At 57.1% G+C, this 16689-nt stretch carries 16 protein-coding genes; 4 read left to right on the forward strand and 12 right to left on the reverse strand.

Going from position 1 to position 16689, the window contains the following annotated elements:
* Positions 1 to 72: 72 nt before the first annotated feature.
* Entirely contained in the window at positions 73 to 276 is a 204-nt protein-coding gene (locus AC2FIB_RS04750; RefSeq protein ID WP_058275656.1) for a hypothetical protein, read from the reverse strand.
* Positions 277 to 926: 650 nt separating this feature from the next.
* On the opposite strand from AC2FIB_RS04750, the gene AC2FIB_RS04755 reads away from it, so the two are divergent.
* Positions 927 to 2084 (forward strand): DcaP family trimeric outer membrane transporter, encoded by a 1158-nt coding sequence (locus AC2FIB_RS04755; RefSeq protein ID WP_496734071.1) that lies wholly within the window; start codon positions 927 to 929, stop codon positions 2082 to 2084.
* 86 nt (positions 2085 to 2170) lie between these two features.
* Here AC2FIB_RS04755 and AC2FIB_RS04760 read toward each other — a convergent pair whose 3' ends face one another.
* From AC2FIB_RS04760 to AC2FIB_RS04770, 3 genes are all read right to left on the reverse strand, one after another.
* The gene (locus tag AC2FIB_RS04760; protein WP_496734069.1) at positions 2171 to 2524 is read right to left on the reverse strand and encodes a hypothetical protein; all 354 of its coding nucleotides are present in this window, start codon (positions 2522 to 2524) and stop codon (positions 2171 to 2173) included.
* A 136-nt stretch (positions 2525 to 2660) separates the two neighbouring features.
* A complete protein-coding gene (locus AC2FIB_RS04765) occupies positions 2661 to 3146 on the reverse strand; it encodes a DUF6497 family protein (RefSeq protein WP_496734068.1) in 486 nt (161 codons plus the stop codon).
* Positions 3147 to 3256: 110 nt separating this feature from the next.
* Positions 3257 to 4789 carry an acyl-CoA carboxylase subunit beta gene (locus AC2FIB_RS04770; protein ID WP_109313344.1) on the reverse strand — a complete coding sequence of 511 codons (1533 nt, stop codon included), beginning with the start codon at positions 4787 to 4789 and terminating at the stop codon, positions 3257 to 3259.
* A 183-nt stretch (positions 4790 to 4972) separates the two neighbouring features.
* On the opposite strand from AC2FIB_RS04770, the gene AC2FIB_RS04775 reads away from it, so the two are divergent.
* Together AC2FIB_RS04775 and AC2FIB_RS04780 are read left to right on the forward strand one after the other, a co-directional pair.
* On the forward strand, positions 4973 to 6178 hold the full coding sequence (locus AC2FIB_RS04775) for a multidrug effflux MFS transporter (protein WP_058276833.1): 1206 nt from the start codon (positions 4973 to 4975) through the stop codon (positions 6176 to 6178).
* A 64-nt stretch (positions 6179 to 6242) separates the two neighbouring features.
* Positions 6243 to 7643: a helix-turn-helix domain-containing protein gene (locus AC2FIB_RS04780; RefSeq protein WP_496734065.1), complete on the forward strand. Its 1401-nt coding sequence runs from the start codon at positions 6243 to 6245 to the stop codon at positions 7641 to 7643.
* 72 nt (positions 7644 to 7715) lie between these two features.
* Here AC2FIB_RS04780 and AC2FIB_RS04785 read toward each other — a convergent pair whose 3' ends face one another.
* The 6 genes from AC2FIB_RS04785 to AC2FIB_RS04810 form a co-directional block, all read right to left on the reverse strand.
* Complete coding sequence (locus tag AC2FIB_RS04785) at positions 7716 to 7955, reverse strand: HP1242/YdcH family protein (RefSeq protein WP_109313161.1); 240 nt, start codon at positions 7953 to 7955, stop codon at positions 7716 to 7718.
* A gap of 91 nt (positions 7956 to 8046) precedes the next feature.
* Complete coding sequence (betA, locus tag AC2FIB_RS04790) at positions 8047 to 9705, reverse strand: choline dehydrogenase (protein ID WP_496734063.1); 1659 nt, start codon at positions 9703 to 9705, stop codon at positions 8047 to 8049.
* Positions 9706 to 9778: 73 nt separating this feature from the next.
* Complete coding sequence (betC, locus tag AC2FIB_RS04795; protein WP_496734062.1) at positions 9779 to 11287, reverse strand: choline-sulfatase; 1509 nt, start codon at positions 11285 to 11287, stop codon at positions 9779 to 9781.
* Entirely contained in the window at positions 11284 to 11856 is a 573-nt protein-coding gene (betI, locus tag AC2FIB_RS04800) for a choline-binding transcriptional repressor BetI (protein ID WP_496841782.1), read from the reverse strand. The genes betC and betI overlap by 4 nt, the downstream gene beginning before the upstream one ends.
* An 87-nt stretch (positions 11857 to 11943) precedes the next feature.
* Positions 11944 to 12852 (reverse strand): DMT family transporter, encoded by a 909-nt coding sequence (locus AC2FIB_RS04805; protein ID WP_496734059.1) that lies wholly within the window; start codon positions 12850 to 12852, stop codon positions 11944 to 11946.
* A gap of 40 nt (positions 12853 to 12892) precedes the next feature.
* Positions 12893 to 13492, reverse strand: a complete 600-nt coding sequence (locus AC2FIB_RS04810) for a LysE/ArgO family amino acid transporter (protein ID WP_496720652.1) — start codon at positions 13490 to 13492, stop codon at positions 12893 to 12895.
* 86 nt (positions 13493 to 13578) lie between these two features.
* On the opposite strand from AC2FIB_RS04810, the gene AC2FIB_RS04815 reads away from it, so the two are divergent.
* Complete coding sequence (locus tag AC2FIB_RS04815) at positions 13579 to 14475, forward strand: LysR family transcriptional regulator ArgP (RefSeq protein ID WP_496734057.1); 897 nt, start codon at positions 13579 to 13581, stop codon at positions 14473 to 14475.
* Here the strand turns inward: AC2FIB_RS04815 and AC2FIB_RS04820 are convergent.
* Together AC2FIB_RS04820 and AC2FIB_RS04825 are read right to left on the reverse strand one after the other, a co-directional pair.
* Positions 14472 to 15743: an MFS transporter gene (locus AC2FIB_RS04820; protein WP_496734056.1), complete on the reverse strand. Its 1272-nt coding sequence runs from the start codon at positions 15741 to 15743 to the stop codon at positions 14472 to 14474. The genes AC2FIB_RS04815 and AC2FIB_RS04820 overlap by 4 nt on opposite strands.
* A gap of 156 nt (positions 15744 to 15899) precedes the next feature.
* Positions 15900 to 16640 carry a YebC/PmpR family DNA-binding transcriptional regulator gene (locus AC2FIB_RS04825; RefSeq protein ID WP_058275643.1) on the reverse strand — a complete coding sequence of 247 codons (741 nt, stop codon included), beginning with the start codon at positions 16638 to 16640 and terminating at the stop codon, positions 15900 to 15902.
* Positions 16641 to 16689 lie beyond the last annotated feature (49 nt).

The raw sequence follows: 16689 nt of genomic DNA on the forward strand, positions 1-16689 counted from the left end.
CAGGGAACGTTCCCCACGGCGGCGTGATGCGCGATTACGGTCGGGGCGACGCGCGCCCCGAAAAACCCGGTATTACCTACAGTTGTTTTGTGTCTTGCAGTACAGGACGTTGCCCGCCGCGCCGACAACCGCGCCGAACAGCGGGTCGGCGCTGACAACAGCCGCCCCGACGGCGCCTGCGCCGCCACCAAGCAGCGCCTGCTCGCCCGTCGTGTCACCACAGGCAGCAAGGCCTGCGCAGGTCGCCATTGCAAGAACGAGTTTCGAGATTCGCATGATATCTGCCCCTTTGGAATTCTTGATGCGTTCCCGGGCAGATGTCCGATTTCGACCTTGTTATTCAATAACAGGCCGTCCTGAACGGAGTTTTGCGCAGATTTGTGCCGCTTTACGCTTGGATATTGCGCAAAGAAAAACGCGGGCAGGACTTTGTGAACATCACAAGCCTGCCCGCGGAAGGAAGGGGTACGGAATAGTAGGTGCTTGTGCGACGCAGGCAAAGTAGAGCCGCACGGCTTGGTCAGGTTGCTTGGCACAATCAAATGCGTAAACAAAGTATTGTTTCCGGTCAGGATTCCGGCTGGAAATCGCCCATTGGGCGAATGCGCGCGCAGATTCGCGCCGAGATCAGATGCAGTTTTGGGGGTGAAACGCGAGACCAATGCCGTCACGTTGCTGTTACTTTTCCTCAGCAATTGGTCTGTTTCTGCGCCTGCAACATCACAGGTTGCGAAAAAGGGCGCCTGAATTTGTCTTTTCAAACGCAAAGGGTTAACTGATCTGTTCACCTTAGGGTGAAAACGGTCCGAAAGTTTTGCACGTTTCCTTGAGAAACCAGGCGCTTCCCATCCCGTTCTCGTGATTTCCCTCAAGTTCTCTTGCGTGGAACGGTACCCGTGCACACTCGCACACAAGGAAATATCCACATGATTGCAAAGAGAAAAACGGCGTTGCTGCTTGCCGTGTCCGCGCTTGGCATGTCCGGCGCGGCTGCTTTCGCCCAAGACGCCCAGACGCAAACGGAACTTGATGCCCTGCGTGCCCGCGTCGAAGCCCTCGAGGCCGTAAATCCCGGCGCTGGCACTGGCGATCTTCGAATCGGAAACACCACTCTTGATGTTTATGGGTACGTTAAGGCTGATTTCTTCTACGACACGGACTTTGAACTGGGCGATCTTGCCGATGCGACTCGAATTGGCGAGCCAGCAAACGCCACCAGCGGCACCTTTGGGGCCACCGTGCGCCAATCGCGCATCGGGCTTCGGACCAATACGCCGTCTGCCATCGGCGATATTGCAGGCCAGCTGGAACTGGACCTGTTTTCCGGCGGGACGGATGGGCCTGCTGAACTGCGCCTGCGCCACGCCAATATCCGTATTGGTGATAACTGGTTGATCGGTCAATTCTGGACCAACTTCCAGCCGTTGGACACCTATCCCACGACCGTTGAATTCAACGGCCCCGTTGGCATTCCTTTCGCTCGCGTCCCTCAGGTGCGCTATACGAACACGCTGGGCTCTGACACAACCTTTGCGGTGGCGATCGAGGAAAACGTTGGCGGCTCGGATTCGAATGACCCCGTCCTGACCGGCTCCATCGAATACAACAACGGTACCTACTTGGCCCGAGCTTCGGCTTTGTATGGTAAGGCCCAATCCAGCGCGGTCGAAGTGGATCAGACCGGCTATACCCTCTCGGCTGGCATCCGGCCCTGGCAAGGCGGTCTGTTTCAGGTCAACTATGTCGACGGCGAGGCTTTGGGCCCCTACCTGATCGCTGCCGGTGACGCCATCGTCAACGGACAGGCCAACGACGTGGATGGATTTACCGTGGAATTCCGCCAGGAACTGAGCCCCAAATGGAACGTCGGCATCGCTTATGGGCAAGAGAATTACGACCTGCCGACCTCGACCGGGACCCTGTCCTTTACCGAGGTTGAAACGATCCACGTGAACGCCTTTTACAAAGCGACCGACAATCTGACGCTTAGCGCCGAATACTTCTATGGTGAGCGGAACGATGCACCGACCGGACGCACCTTTGACAGCAACCGGATTCAATTGGCCGCACAGCTGAACTTCTGACAACACATAACGGCCCTGCCCCGACGTGGGCAGGGTTCCGGTCCAGGATGGCCTCACGGTGTTATGTGCCACCACGGTCTGCACGATCAGCGCACCCCGTCGAAAATTTCGGGGAAGGAAATCCGACCCACATTCGGATCAATCACCAAAAGCGCATCGTAACTGGCGGGATCAAACGGATCCTCTGCTGGAACGACTTCGCGTTCGAAAAGCCAGCATAGCCGGCCGGCGTCCAGATTGCCCCGCTCAAAGGGCTGATCACCAAAATGCGCCCACAGAGCTTCCATAAAAGCCGCATCCGCGCGCTTGTCCGCGGGTTTACGATCTCGAAACCGCTCGCGGCGGGTCAGGGGCGTCACGCCTTTGGGATTGGCCCGACGAATAATGAACTGAAAGTCAGTACCCGGCAGGCGCCCGGGAAATCCGCGATGTTTCAGCATGGTTCCACCTCAATTGCACAAGGGGTCATGGGGATCAGATATTCACATCCGTCACAGGATGATGTCATGGTGCGCACCTCCAAAGCCGCGTAGCTGTTCAGAAATGCCCTGACGGGATGAATAGCGCGATTCATAGTCAAAGCCCCTCCCAGATACACCGGGACTGTTCCAGCCGGTAGGCTTCAAAGAACTGCGTGGCATCAGGGGATGTACGGCCGAATTCGATGGGCCGGTCAGACAGGGAAATGACCACCCGGGCAGCGTCCAGTTCGTATTTAGCCACGTAAGTAACCGCAAGCGTCTGGCACAGATGTTCCATGTCGACCGAGGCAATATCGTACCCGATCCGGCCAATGTCCGAACCGATCTTGGGCGCAATAAAGCGAAACCGCACCCAAAGTTCACCGGGGTTATTGTCCAGCAAAACGTCGCTCAGGTGCACTGGCTGTCCGGACGGGACCGGCAACAGGTTTTCGGAGTCAGCCAGAACGGGGATCGCAAAAACCGACAGTACAACAGCTAAGGCGCGATCCCGGACCCGCCACAGGCGAGCTCCTCTCTCCGGGATCGCGCGCGCCTGGCTTTTGGCCCGCGCTGTTCTATGTCTGATTGGGCAACTCATTAGCAGTTGTGGCCTCAAAGTCAATTTTGCACCCAAGTAATCTGCCCTGACCGTTTGTCCGAGACGCTGTCCAAACCGTTTTGGCCGGGCAGATTTCCTTGCACATCCCCTCAAAGAGGGATGTTGTCGTGCTTTTTCCACGGGTTTTTCACGTGTTTGTTCCGCAAGCTGGCAAAGGCCCGCGAAACGCGACGGCGGGTCGATTGAGGCATGATCACCTCATCGATAAAGCCACGCTCGGCCGCGACAAACGGGTTCGCAAACCTGTCCTCATAATCCTGCGTGTGCTGCACAATTTTCTCGGCATCGCCCAGATCGGCACGGTGAATGATCTCGGTCGCGCCCTTTGCGCCCATCACCGCGATTTCGGCTGTAGGCCAGGCATAGTTGAAGTCACCGCGCAGGTGCTTGGACGCCATAACATCATAGGCACCACCATAAGCCTTACGGGTGATGACGGTAACTTTTGGCACCGTGGCTTCACCGTAGGCAAACAACAGCTTTGCACCGTGCTTGATCACTCCGCCATATTCCTGCGACGTCCCCGGCAGGAAGCCAGGCACATCCACCAGCGTCAGGATCGGAATTTCGAAGCAATCGCAGAACCGCACAAACCGCGCGGCCTTGCGCGAGCTGTCGATGTCCAGACAACCGGCCAAGATCATCGGCTGATTGGCTACAACGCCCACTGTCTGCCCTTCAAGCCGGATGAACCCGGTGATGATGTTTTTGGCAAAATCCTCCTGAATTTCGTAGAAATCACCCTCATCCGCCACTTTGGTGATGAGTTCCTTCATGTCGTACGGCGTATTAGGGTTGTCGGGGATCAATGTATCCAGCGAGGTTTCCAGACGGTCGGGTTCGTCAAAGAACGGGCGCACTGGCGGCTTTTCGCGGTTGTTGAGCGGCAGGAAATCAACCAAACGGCGCACCTCGGCCAGTGCTTCAACGTCGTTCTCAAACGCTCCGTCAGCAACCGAGGATTTCTTGGTATGGGTCGACGCTCCACCCAGTTCCTCGGCGGTAACCACTTCGTTTGTGACCGTCTTGACCACGTCGGGGCCGGTCACAAACATGTACGAGGTGTCTTTGACCATGAAGATAAAGTCTGTCATCGCCGGGCTGTAGACTGCGCCACCAGCACAGGGGCCCATGATCACGCTGATCTGCGGAACCACGCCTGACGCCATGATGTTGCGTTGGAACACCTCGGCATAACCAGCCAGCGACGCCACGCCTTCCTGAATTCGCGCCCCGCCCGAATCGTTAATGCCAATCACCGGTGCACCGTTCTGAACGGCCATATCCATGATCTTGCAGATCTTCTGAGCATGGGTTTCCGAAAGTGAGCCGCCAAAGACTGTAAAGTCCTGGCTGAACACATAAACCATGCGGCCATTGATCGTACCCCAGCCAGTAACGACACCGTCACCCGCTGGCCTTTGCTTCTCCATCCCGAAATCGGTGCACCGATGGCTGACAAACATGTCAAATTCTTCAAAGCTGCCTTCATCCAGCAACAGTTCGACCCGTTCCCGCGCAGTCAGTTTGCCGCGCGAGTGCTGTGCGTCGATGCGCTTTTGTCCACCACCCAGCCGCGCGTTGTCGCGACGGTCTTCAAGTTCGGAAAGGATGTCTTTCATAACGATGATCCCCTGTAAAATCTGGCCGGACACTATACGTAGATGCCGCAAGACCAAAGTATCTTTCGGCAAATTTGCAAATCTTTTCCAATCACCTTGGTGAATATTGTAAACTTGCTAATTTTCACTCACAAAACGCGTGATGGATGGCATTCTTATCCGTGGTGACTATACACGTGAACTATGCAGTTTAGTTCTTCGTCGGCACATCGCTCGCCTCCTAAAATTACCACTCTGGTATTGCTGTCCGGATTGTCCGCGCTCAGCCTCAATCTGTTTTTGCCGAGCCTGCCCAATATGGCACTGCACTTTCAGGCCGACTACAAGGTCATGCAGCTGTCGATTGCCCTGTACCTGCTGGTCAATGCGGTGCTTCAGATCCTGATCGGACCAATTGCAGACAAGGCGGGGCGCCGTCCCGTTCTACTTTGGGGGTTGGTCCTTTTTTTGGTGGCGACGTTGGGCTGCATCTATGCACCCAACGTCCAGGTCTTTCTTGTTTTCAGAATGTGTCAGGCAATCATCGTGGTCGGCATGGTTCTTAGCCGTGCGGCGGTTCGGGACCTATATGATCAGGACCAGGCGGCGTCGATGATCGGTTACGTAACGATGGGCATGGCCATTGTCCCCATGATCGGACCCGCGATCGGGGGCCTGTTGGAGGAGAGCTTTGGCTGGAAAGCCAACTTCTGGCTGCCCTTCGTTCTTGGCGTAATGACGCTGGTGCTAACTTACTTAGATTTTGGCGAAACCTCAGCCAAAAGCGGCAAAACACTGGTTCAACAATTCCGGGAATACCCCGAACTGCTGGGTTCCCCGCGATTTTGGGGCTATTCGCTGTCATCCGCGCTGTCGTCTGGCGCCTTCTTTGCCTATCTGGGCGGCGCTCCCTTTATCGGCACCGAACTATTCGGCCTCAGCGCCGCCGAGGTCGGCATCTACTTTGGCGCCCCAGCCGTAGGGTACTTTTTTGGCAATTTCTTCAGCGGTCGCTATTCCGTTCACTTCGGCGTCAATCGAATGGTACTTTGGGGCTGCTGGCTGAACGCAGCAGGCGTTGCAATGTCCGCGATCTTGTTTCTGGCCGGCTTCGGAACGGCGCTCAGCTTTTTCGGATTCATGACCTTTGTAGGCATTGGAAACGGCATGACGATTCCCAACGCAACGTCGGGCGCACTTTCGGTGCGACCGCATCTGGCCGCCACAGCATCCGGACTGAGTGGAGCGATCATGCTGGGCGGCGGCGCGGGCCTCAGCGCGCTTGCAGGAGCCTTGCTAACCCATGAAACTGGAGCAATGCCCCTGCTGTGGTTGATGCTGGCAACCTCGGTCCTGGCAGTATGCGCAATATTGTCCGTCATTCGACGCGAACGGCAACTGGGCCTTTGAATGGCTTGCCTATGACGGTTTGCAAAGTTAGCTTGCCGAATTAGGAAAGTTGCAAAGGCCCAACATGGCGACTCAGAAACTCTATGCAGGTGCAAAGCTACGCGAAATGCGTACGCGCTTGTCCCTGACCCAAAAGGAATTTGCCGCCAAACTGGGTGTTTCCCTGCCCTATCTAAACCAGATGGAGAACAACAACCGTCCGATTTCGACCACGGTCGTTCTGGCGCTGGCGCAAGAATTTGGAATGGATGTCACCGAGTTGAGCACCGGCGACAGTGAACGCCTGGTCTCGGACATGCGCGAGGCATTGGCCGATCCGGTCTTTGACGATGCCGTTCCACCGCTCGCCGATCTCCGTCTGACGGCTTCAAACGCACCCGCTCTGGCACGGGCCTTCATTGCACTGCACCGCACCTATCGTCAGACGCATGAACGCTTGGCCTCCCTTGACGAAGCATTGGGGCGCGAAGACGCGCAAATCCAGGCCAGCCCATGGGAGGAAGTGCGGGACTTCTTCCACTATTGCGACAACTATATCGACGCGGTGGACCGCGCGGCTGAACGATTTGCCGGGCGCGCCGAGGATGCCGGCGGCATACGCGCTGCAGCCCTGGACGGCCTCGCGGAGCGCGGCATCCGGGTCCAATTCCCGGATATCGATGAAACCCGAAAGTACGACCCAGAAAACAAATCACTGCAGCTTTCGTCCAGAACCGCACCACAAACTCAGGTGTTTCAGTTGTTGTTGCAGGTTGCACTGATCAGCCAGGACAAACTTCTTGAAGCAACGCTGGATTTTGCCAAATTTCACAGCGATGAGGCTCGTGCCATTGCCAAGATCGGGCTGGCAAATTACTTCGCCGGCGCATCACTGATGCCTTACGCCAAATTTCTGGCCACAGCACAGGAATATCGTCACGACCTTGAATTGCTTAGCAACCGGTTTGGCGCATCGATCGAACAGGTGGCGCACAGGTTGTCGACCCTGCAACGCCCTGGCGCAAAAGGCATTCCGTTTTTTTTCGTTCGCGTTGATCAGGCCGGAACGATCACCAAAAGACACTCGGCCACGCGCCTGCAATTTGCCCGGTTCGGCGGCGCCTGCCCCTTATGGAACGTCCACCGCGCTTTCGAAACGCCCGGCCACTTCCTGCGGCAGCTGGCAGAAACACCCGATGGTGTTCAGTACATATCTTTGGCTCGGGACGTGTCGAAATCAGGCGGCTCATTCGGCGCACCTGTGCGCCGTTATGCGATTGCACTAGGTTGCGAGGTGCGCCACGCCGAGGCGCTGGTTTATGCCGACAATCTGGATTTCAACAACGCCAGCGCTTACGAGCCAATTGGCATATCCTGCCGCATCTGCGAGCGGCCGAATTGTCATCAGCGATCGGTCCCGCCATTGGAAAGACGCCTGACGATCGACGCCCATACCCGCGGTACCTTGCCCTATGAAGTCACCTGATCTTCACCTGGCCTAAAAATATCCCGGGGGCGTGGCGGCTTGTCGCGACGGGGGCAGAGCCCCCGCCATTTCTCAGGACTTGGACAAGATCGCCCAGATCTCGTCTTTCAGAACCGCACGTCTTTTACGCAGATCTGTCTCAGCGATATCATCCATCGGTTCGACATTCGTTTCGGCACGATGAACCTCGCGGTTGATCTCATGATACTCGTCCGCCAGCCGTGAAAAATGAGCGTCCGTTTGCTTAAGCTGGCTCATCAACTCAACCTTGTCCGGAAACTCTTCGGCCAGTTCGTGCGGGGTGTGGGACATTCCTGTTCGCTCCTGAAAATATGTCGTTACGATTCAAGTCTATTCGTCCCGGCCCCGTCAAGCTTTGACGCGGATCAAATCATGCCGCCTTTCACCGTTGAGCAACAGCCCATTGCGGGTGAATCCAAGGGCGGTCATTGGCAGAAGGCAAGGCTTCCTTGCCCAACAGATGGTCGGACATTTTCTCACCCACCATGATCGACGGCGCGTTCAGATTGCCATTGGTGATCTGCGGAAAGATCGAGCTGTCGGCAACACGCAAGCCATCCACACCAATCACGCGTCCCTGCGGATCGACCACAGCATTTCTATCATCCGCCCGGCCCATACGGCAGGTTCCACAGGGGTGATAAGCACTTTCAGCATGTTCGGCGATAAAGGCATTAAGCGCTTCGTCAGACTGCACATCTGCACCCGGTTGGATTTCTTTACCGGAATAAGGTTTGAACGCATCCTGCCCGAAAATCTCACGCGTCAGGCGAATACAAGTGCGAAAATCTGCCCAATCCTGCTCGTGGCTCATGTAGTTGAAACGGATCACAGGCGCGTCCTCGGCATTGGTCGACCGCAGTGTGACCGCCCCGCGCGAGGGCGAGCGCATCGGCCCGACATGCGCCTGAAAACCATGACCTTCTGCTGCTGCCTGACCGTCGTAGCGAACGGCGATCGGCAGGAAATGGTACTGAATATCAGGATACTCCACGCCCGGCTTTGACCGGATGAATGCCGCACTTTCGAACTGGTTTGATGCACCCAACCCGGTCTTTGTGAACAACCATTGTGCTCCGATCAGGCCTTTACTGATCAGGTTCCAGTGTTTGTAGAGTGTGATGGGCTGTAGGGATGCCTGCTGGATATAAAGCTCCAGGTGGTCTTGCAGATTGCCACCCACACCCGGACGGTCCGCCACAATTTCGATCCCATGCTCGGCCAGATGCGCTGCTGGTCCGATACCGGAAAGCATCAGCAGTTTGGGAGAGTTGATGGATGATGCTGCCAGAACCACTTCGCGCCGAGCGCGGATGACCTCAGTCTTGCCACCTCGGATCAATTCCACTCCAATTGCGCGGCCATTTTCCATAACCACCCTTGAGGCCAGTCCGCGCACGATATCGCAGTTGTCGCGCTTGAGCGCAGGTTTCAGATAGGCATTCGCCGCCGACCAACGCCGTCCTTTCCAGACGGTTTGTTCCATCGGGCCAAAGCCTTCCTGCTTTTCACCGTTGTAGTCGCCGGTAACCTCGTACCCCGCCTGCTGACCCGCATCGACAAAAGCCTGAAACAGGGGATTCTCGCGAGGGCCGCGCGAGACATGCAGGGGCCCATCGGTTCCACGCCATGTCGGATCACCACCGTGGCCACCATCATGCCAGGTCTCCATGCGTTTGTAGTACGGAAGAACATCCGCAAAGGACCAGCCATCGGCGCCCATCTCGGCCCATGTATCGAAATCGCGCGCGTGGCCACGAACGTAGACCATACCATTGATCGAAGACGAGCCGCCAATCACCTTGCCGCGCGGGCAGGCCAGTTCGCGGTTATTCAGGTGCGGCTCGGGCTCGGACTTGTAACCCCAGTCATACATCGGCATGTTCATCGGATAGCTAAGCGCCGCTGGCATCTGGATGAACGGGCCCGCATCGGTCCCGCCATGCTCGATCACCAGAACCGAGGCCCCGGCCTCGCTCAGGCGATAGGCCATCGCGCAACCTGCGGATCCTGCGCCGACGATGACGAAATCTGCTTCCATTTTCAGGTCTCCATATCCTGCCGAACTGCGTTTTGAACCGTTCGGCAGGAGTATTTTCAAAAAGGTGAAGAGGTTACTCGCCGCGTGGGTAGCGGGCGTTTTCCTCGACGACATTCAGATCCATGTGATTGCGCATGTAGCGCTCGGATGCCTTCTGCAGTGGCTGGTAATCCCATGGGTAATACCCGCCCTGCCGCAGCGCCTCGTAAACAACCCATCGGCGCGCCTGGCTGGCGCGGACATCCGCGTCGAATTGATCCAAGTCCCAACGCGCCTGAGATTTCGCGCGCAGAGTTTCAAGCGTGCCTGCTTGTTCGGGGTTTTCCGCGAGGTTTTCCAACTCTTGCGGGTCAGCCTCAAGATCGTACAGCTGATCTGGGTCCAATGCGCAGCGATTGTATTTCCACTTACCGTAGCGCAGCGAAACCAGCGGCGCATACGAGCCTTCGGCCGCGTATTCCATCTTCACCGGAGCAGTCCGTTCGGTGCCATTGGCCAGTGGTACAAGGTCTTCGCCATCGGTCCACGGCGCGATCTCGGCCATATCTACACCCGCCAGTGCACCAAGGGTTGGCGTGACGTCGATTGTCGAAACCGGTGTGTCGATACGGCCTGCCGGCATATCCGGCGCGGCAATCATCAACGGCACGCGTGCCGACCCTTCGTAGAAGTTCATTTTGAACCACAGGCCCCGTTCACCCAGCATGTCGCCGTGATCCGAGACAAACATGATGATCGCCTCTTGCCGGGTTGTTTCCAGCACCTCTAGGATTTCACCGATCTTGTCGTCCAGATATGAGATATTGGAAAAGTACGCGCGGCGCGACTTGCAGATGTCTTCTTCTGTGATGTCGAAGCTGCGCCAATCATTGGCATCAAAGATACGCTTTGAGTGCGGATCCTGATTGTCATAACCAATGTCCGCAATCTCGGGCTGCAGGTGCTCACAGTCTTCGTACAGATCCCAATACTTGCGGCGCGCCACGTAAGGATCATGCGGGTGGGTAAAGCTGACGGTCACACACCACGGGCGGTCATCCTTGCCACGCGCCAGATCATAGAGCTTGGCCTTGGCGTTGTAGGCGACCTCGTCGTCATACTCCATCTGGTTGGAAATCTCGGCCACGCCTGCGCCCGTCACCGAACCCATATTGTGGTACCACCAGTCAATACGCTCGCCCGGTTTGCGATAGTCCGGCGTCCAACCGAAATCAGCCGGATAGATATCGGTTGTCAGGCGGTCCTCAAACCCGTGCATCTGATCGGGGCCAACAAAGTGCATCTTGCCGGACAGGCAGGTGTAGTAGCCCGCACGACGCAGATGGTGCGCATAGGTCGGGATGTCGCTGCGGAATTCTGCGGCGTTGTCATAAACACCCGTGCGCGAAGGCAGCTGACCGGACATAAAGCTGGCCCGCCCCGGCGCGCACAGAGGCGACGCGGTATAGGCGTTGGCAAACCGGGTCGACCGTTCAGCCAGCTTCTTCAGGTTCGGAGCGTGAAGCCAGTCAACGGGACCGTCTGGAAAGAGGGTCCCGTTCAGCTGATCCACCATCAGGATCAGAATGTTCGGTTTTGTCATTTTTCAGCCTCGAGCAGAGTGTTGAGGACACGCATTGCGTGATTGACCGCCAGCTGCGGTTCTTCCGGCGCGCTTAGTGCGGCGCGGATATACAGCCCATCGATCAGGGCGATCATGTTTTCGGCCGCCTCGGCCGGATCGCCCAGCAATGGGCGCAGGGCGTGGGTCAGGTTCGACCGGATACGTGCCTGATAGATTTGCCACAGGCGCAAGGCGTCATCATTGGTTTGGGCCAGCACGTAGAATGTCATCCAGGCTGCGATGACATCCGGAGTGAAACATGACGGCGCAAAACAGGCCCGGATAATCGCCTGCGCGCGCTCTTCCGGAACGGCATTTTTCAGCTCCCCTCGGGCCTCGTCAGCAAAGTCCGAAAGAATACGGCGCATGGCAGCCAGAAAAATCTGATCCTTGCCGCCGAAATAGTGATGCGCCAGCGCACTGGACATACCCGCACGTTTAGCGATCTGGCTGACAGTCACATCAAGGGATTTCTTCGACCCGAGCTCGGCGATTGTTGCCTTGACGATCGCGTCACGGCGGATTGGCTCCATTCCGAGTTTCGGCATCGCTATCCCCTCATTACGTGTACCGGGAAACGCTAAGGGGTTTTTATTGACCCGTCAATCAATAACGTTTTAAGCGGCCGTGAACGGCTAGAGTTTTGGTGCGATGCTTGGGGTCGTCAAGCTGCTGCGGTTCAAAACCGCCTCGCGCCAGGCAATGAAGCTGACCGCCAGAAGAATCACCGTACCGCCGGCGACAACCCAAATGTCGATGCTTTCGTTGAAGACCAGCGCGCCCAACATGGTGGCCCAGATCAGCTGCAGGAACGTAACCGGCTGTGTGACCGCGACCGGGGCCGCCTTGAGTGCGATCGTCATGAAATAGTGGCCCGCCGTGGCAAAACTGGCCACCAGAAACAGCACGCCGAGGTCGCGCAAGCTGGGCGTGGTCCAAACTGCAATAGCAAAGGGGATCAAGGCTATGGTCACCCAGATCGACATATGCGCCACAACGACCGACGGCGGCAGATCACGCACAAGCACTTTGGCGATCAGATAAGATCCGCCCAGGGTCAGGGCCGTGCCCAGCATGGTGATATGACCCAGTGAAATCTCACGAAAACCCGGCCTTAGGATGATCAGAACGCCAACCAGTGCCACGCCAATCGCGGCGATCCGACGGATGGCCAGCTTCTCGCCCAGAAACAACGCGGCCCCCAGCGTGACATAGACCGGCGTCATGTAGTTCATCGCCGTAACCTCGGCCAGCGGGATCTGGGTCATCGAGAAGAACCACAGCATCACTGCAAATGCGTGGACGACACCGCGTGTCCCCAGCAACACGATGTGGCTGCGTGTAAGGTGGGTTTTCAACACCAAGCGCAACGCTGGCAACAGAAAGATCAAGCCGAAGGCAAAGCGCAGGAACGCGGCCTGCGTAGGGTCCATCGAGGAGCCCAGCGACTTTACCAACGCGGTCATGACCACAAACGACAAGCCTGCCGAAAACATCCAGAGCATGCCAGCCACGGGGCGGTGTTGGGCGGTTAAAGTTGACATGTTAACGGTTGAACACCGAATACTTGGCAGAGGCAACCCGTCACATCAATACGAGCTTTGCAGCAATTGCCAGCATGACCACGCCGATTATTAAGTCCAGCACCTGCCACGCCCGTGGTCTTGTGAAAATCGGGGACAGCATCCCTGCCCCGTAGCCCAGCGAAAAGAAGAACACAAAGCTGGACGTCATTGCCCCAAGCGCAAAGGCCAGCCGATCCTCATACTGCGCCGAGATTGACCCAATCAGCACAACTGTATCCAGATAGACATGCGGGTTCAGCCATGTGAACGCAAGAACGGTCAGCAGAACAGATTTCAGGCTGACCCGCTTACCCTCGCCGATCTCCATCACCGCTCCGCCGCGCCAGGCCGAACTCAGGCTGCGCAAACCGTACCATATCAGAAAGATCGCCCCGCCATATCGCATGACGGTCTCGAACCAGGGCAACGCGTGCGCCAATGTTCCGAAACCCGCAACGCCTGCAGCTATGAGAATGGCATCAGACACCGCGCAAGTCAGGCACAGTGGGAATACGTGCTCGCGCCGCAATCCCTGACGCAGAACAAAGGCGTTTTGCGCGCCAATGGCGAGGATCAGGCTGAAGCCAAGCACAAAGCCTGCGATCAAGGATGTGGACATGAAACCTCCGATAGTCTGAGGCGTTGACTACTTGCTTACCAAGCATCTATCAAATTAAAGAAACTGACCTGAGTTAAGTCTGTCTAATGCTACTGGATCCAAACCACCTGACTGCGCTGTCTGCCATCCTGCGTCATGGCAGCTTTGACGCGGCCGCTTCGGAACTTGCAGTTACGCCTTCTGCGGTTTCACAACGGATCAAGGCGCTGGAAGACCTTGTCGGCGCGACCCTGATCAATCGCGGAACGCCCTGCACGGGCACTCCGATGGGTTTGCGTATCGCTCAACACGCTGAGGATATCGGGTTACTTGAGACGCATCTGGCCCGCGAACTGACACTTGATCAAACCAACGGCCCCGCGCGCGTGCGCGTCGCCGTGCCAGCCGACGTTCTGGCGACGTGGTTCATCAATGTCATGTCTCAGGTCGACGGCCTGCTGTTCGATCTGGTCGTTGACGATCAGGATCATTCGGCGGAATGGCTGAGGCGCGGAGAGGTCAGCGCCGCCATAACGGTCGGAGGTGATACAGTCCCAGGCAGCGACGCCGTCGCCCTTGGCGCCCTGCGGTACATCCCCACGGCCAGCCCCGATTTCATGCGCAAATGGTTCGCGGACGGTGTAAATGTCGAGACGTTGTCCCGCGCCACCTGTTTGACATTCAACCGCAAGGATGGGCTGCAAAAAGCCTGGATTACCCGGCAGACAGGTCAACGGCTATCCCCCCCCTCGCATTTCCTGCCCTCCTCTCAGGGATTTGTAGAAGCGGCCATTGCGGGGATTGGGTGGGGAATGAATCCGGAAAGCCTTGCGCGCCCAGCGCTGGAAGATGGCCGGTTATGCCCTTTGGTACCGGGCGCGCGGCTTGACGTAGGGCTGACCTGGCAGGTGGGTCGTGTGCTCTCCACGGCGTTGGCCCCGCTAACTGACGCAGTCAAGCGCGCCGCCAATGGTGCCCTGCTTCCAGTTGACACGGCAGACTAGGACTGAACCGCTTTTTTCTCGCTGGGTACAACCACACGGTAACAGGCGACCGCCGCGAAAACGCTTGTGGCGACGATGAAGGCGATTGCCCATGCGACCTCGTGCAAATGCGCAACGCCTGCCAACGCGGCCGAGAGCAATACGCCAGAGATCCGGCAAATGCTCTTGATCGCTGCGGCACCTTTGACCCTTTGATCTTTTGGGGCAACGTCCAGGAAGTACAGCTTGCGGGCACTGCTGATCCCTGTCACCGCAACAGTGACAACGAACAAGGCAATGGCGTGTAAGTGAACGTCATGGTCCATGCCCAGAAAGTGCACGGACAAAAGCGCACCGCCCGTCAGTGCCACCATCAGGTTCCCGGTGACCATCACGGCGCGATGCGATTTCATGTTCACCAATTGCCACAGTGGGGCAGAAACAAGATACCCCGACGCCGACGACACGATCATCGCCGTCAGCCCTCTGGCCGAATCGTGGTGCGCTTCGGCTGCGATCAGCGCAAAGAACGGTACGGACAGGGATACGACGACAAGCGGCATGCGCATGATCATGTACCGGCGGAACCAGTGCTGATCGAACATTGCGGCGATATCGGTGAAGTTATCCAGGAACTTTCGCTTCTTGACCCGTTGCGCGCCCTGTTCCTGGGTGGGACCGACGGTTTCGGACATCATTAGAATCGACAGGCCGGACAGGACAAAGAATGTTACCGAAACGGCGATGACTGCGGAATGGCGCGAAAACGGTGGGTTTTCTTTGGTGATCTCGTGAACCAGCAACGCCAATCCGATTGCACCCAATCCACCCACCCCTAGCTGCAGATAATGCATGATCATCCGCGATTTGGAGCGCACCTGATCGCCCAGCAGATCGGTATACATCAGCGACTGAATTTCTTCGATCAAACCGATCATGAAAAATGCCGCGACAAAAGCCACACCTATGACCGGAACGACACCTGTTGAGGCCACCAACAAAGCCAAAATCAGGCAGGCACCGATTGCGACCTCAGTCATCGCGATTGCACGTTTCTTACGGTCACGCGCTGCGATGGGATACGCGAGGAAAACATCCGAGATCATGCTGCCAACCATCCGCACCGACACCAGCGCGCCGGCTATGTACATCGGAAGCTCAAGCGATACGGCCAGAAACGGCAAGACCACGGATGGGCTGCCTAGGGTCCACGCCACCTGAGACAGAATGCTTTGCCCAGCCAGGACCGGAACGTTTCTTTTCGATGTGTCCAGTGACTTGTCAGTCATATGCGCGCTTGGGTTCCTCGGCTCGCAAAAGGGCGCGCCACTTGGGTTTGATCAATCCATGGTACTCAGTTCCACGCAACCGGCCAAGAACCCCCTGTGTCAAAAATGAAAACCCGGCCAAAGACCGGGTTTTTCGTGCTTTTCTTGCAATGCGGATCAGAGCTGAGCCATGACTTCGTCCGTGGCTTCGAAATTCGTCGTCACGCGCTGAACGTCATCGTCGTCCTCCAGCGCATCGACCAGCTTCATCAGCTTTTGCATGTCTTCCAGACCCAACTCGGTTGTCGTCGTAGGCTTCCAGATCAGCTTGGTGGAATCGGTTTCCCCCAGCGCAGCTTCAAGGGCGCTCGACACTTCGTTCAGGTCAGTATCTGCACACCAGATGATATGCCCTTCTTCCGAGCTTTCGACATCTTCAGCGCCGGCTTCGATTGCGGCTTCGAACACGGTGTCCGCGTCGCCGACGGAACCCGGATAAACCACTTCGCCCTTGCGTTCGAACATGAAGCCAACTGAACCGGTTTCACCCAGGTTGCCGCCGTTCTTGGAAAAAGTCGAACGCACGGTCGAAGCTGTGCGATTGCGGTTGTCGGTCATCGTCTCGACGATCACCGCCACACCGTTCGGGCCATAGCCCTCATACCGGATTTCTTCGTATTCATCGCCTTCGCCCGCCGTCGATTTCTTGATCGCGCGGTCGATGACATCTTTTGGAACCGACTGTGACTTGGCTTCTTTCACGGCCAAACGCAGCCGTGGGTTTTTTTCAGGATCGGGGTCGCCCATCTTGGCAGCGACGGTGATCTCTTTCGACAGTTTGGAAAACAGTTTGGACCGCGCGGCGTCCTGACGCCCCTTGCGGTGCTGGATGTTGGCCCATTTGGAATGGCCTGCCATGTTGCGTCCTCGTCATCGTGATTGCGTATTCGGCGCTCATATAGACGTT

Source organism: Ruegeria sp. YTSA072 (assembly GCF_059610285.1).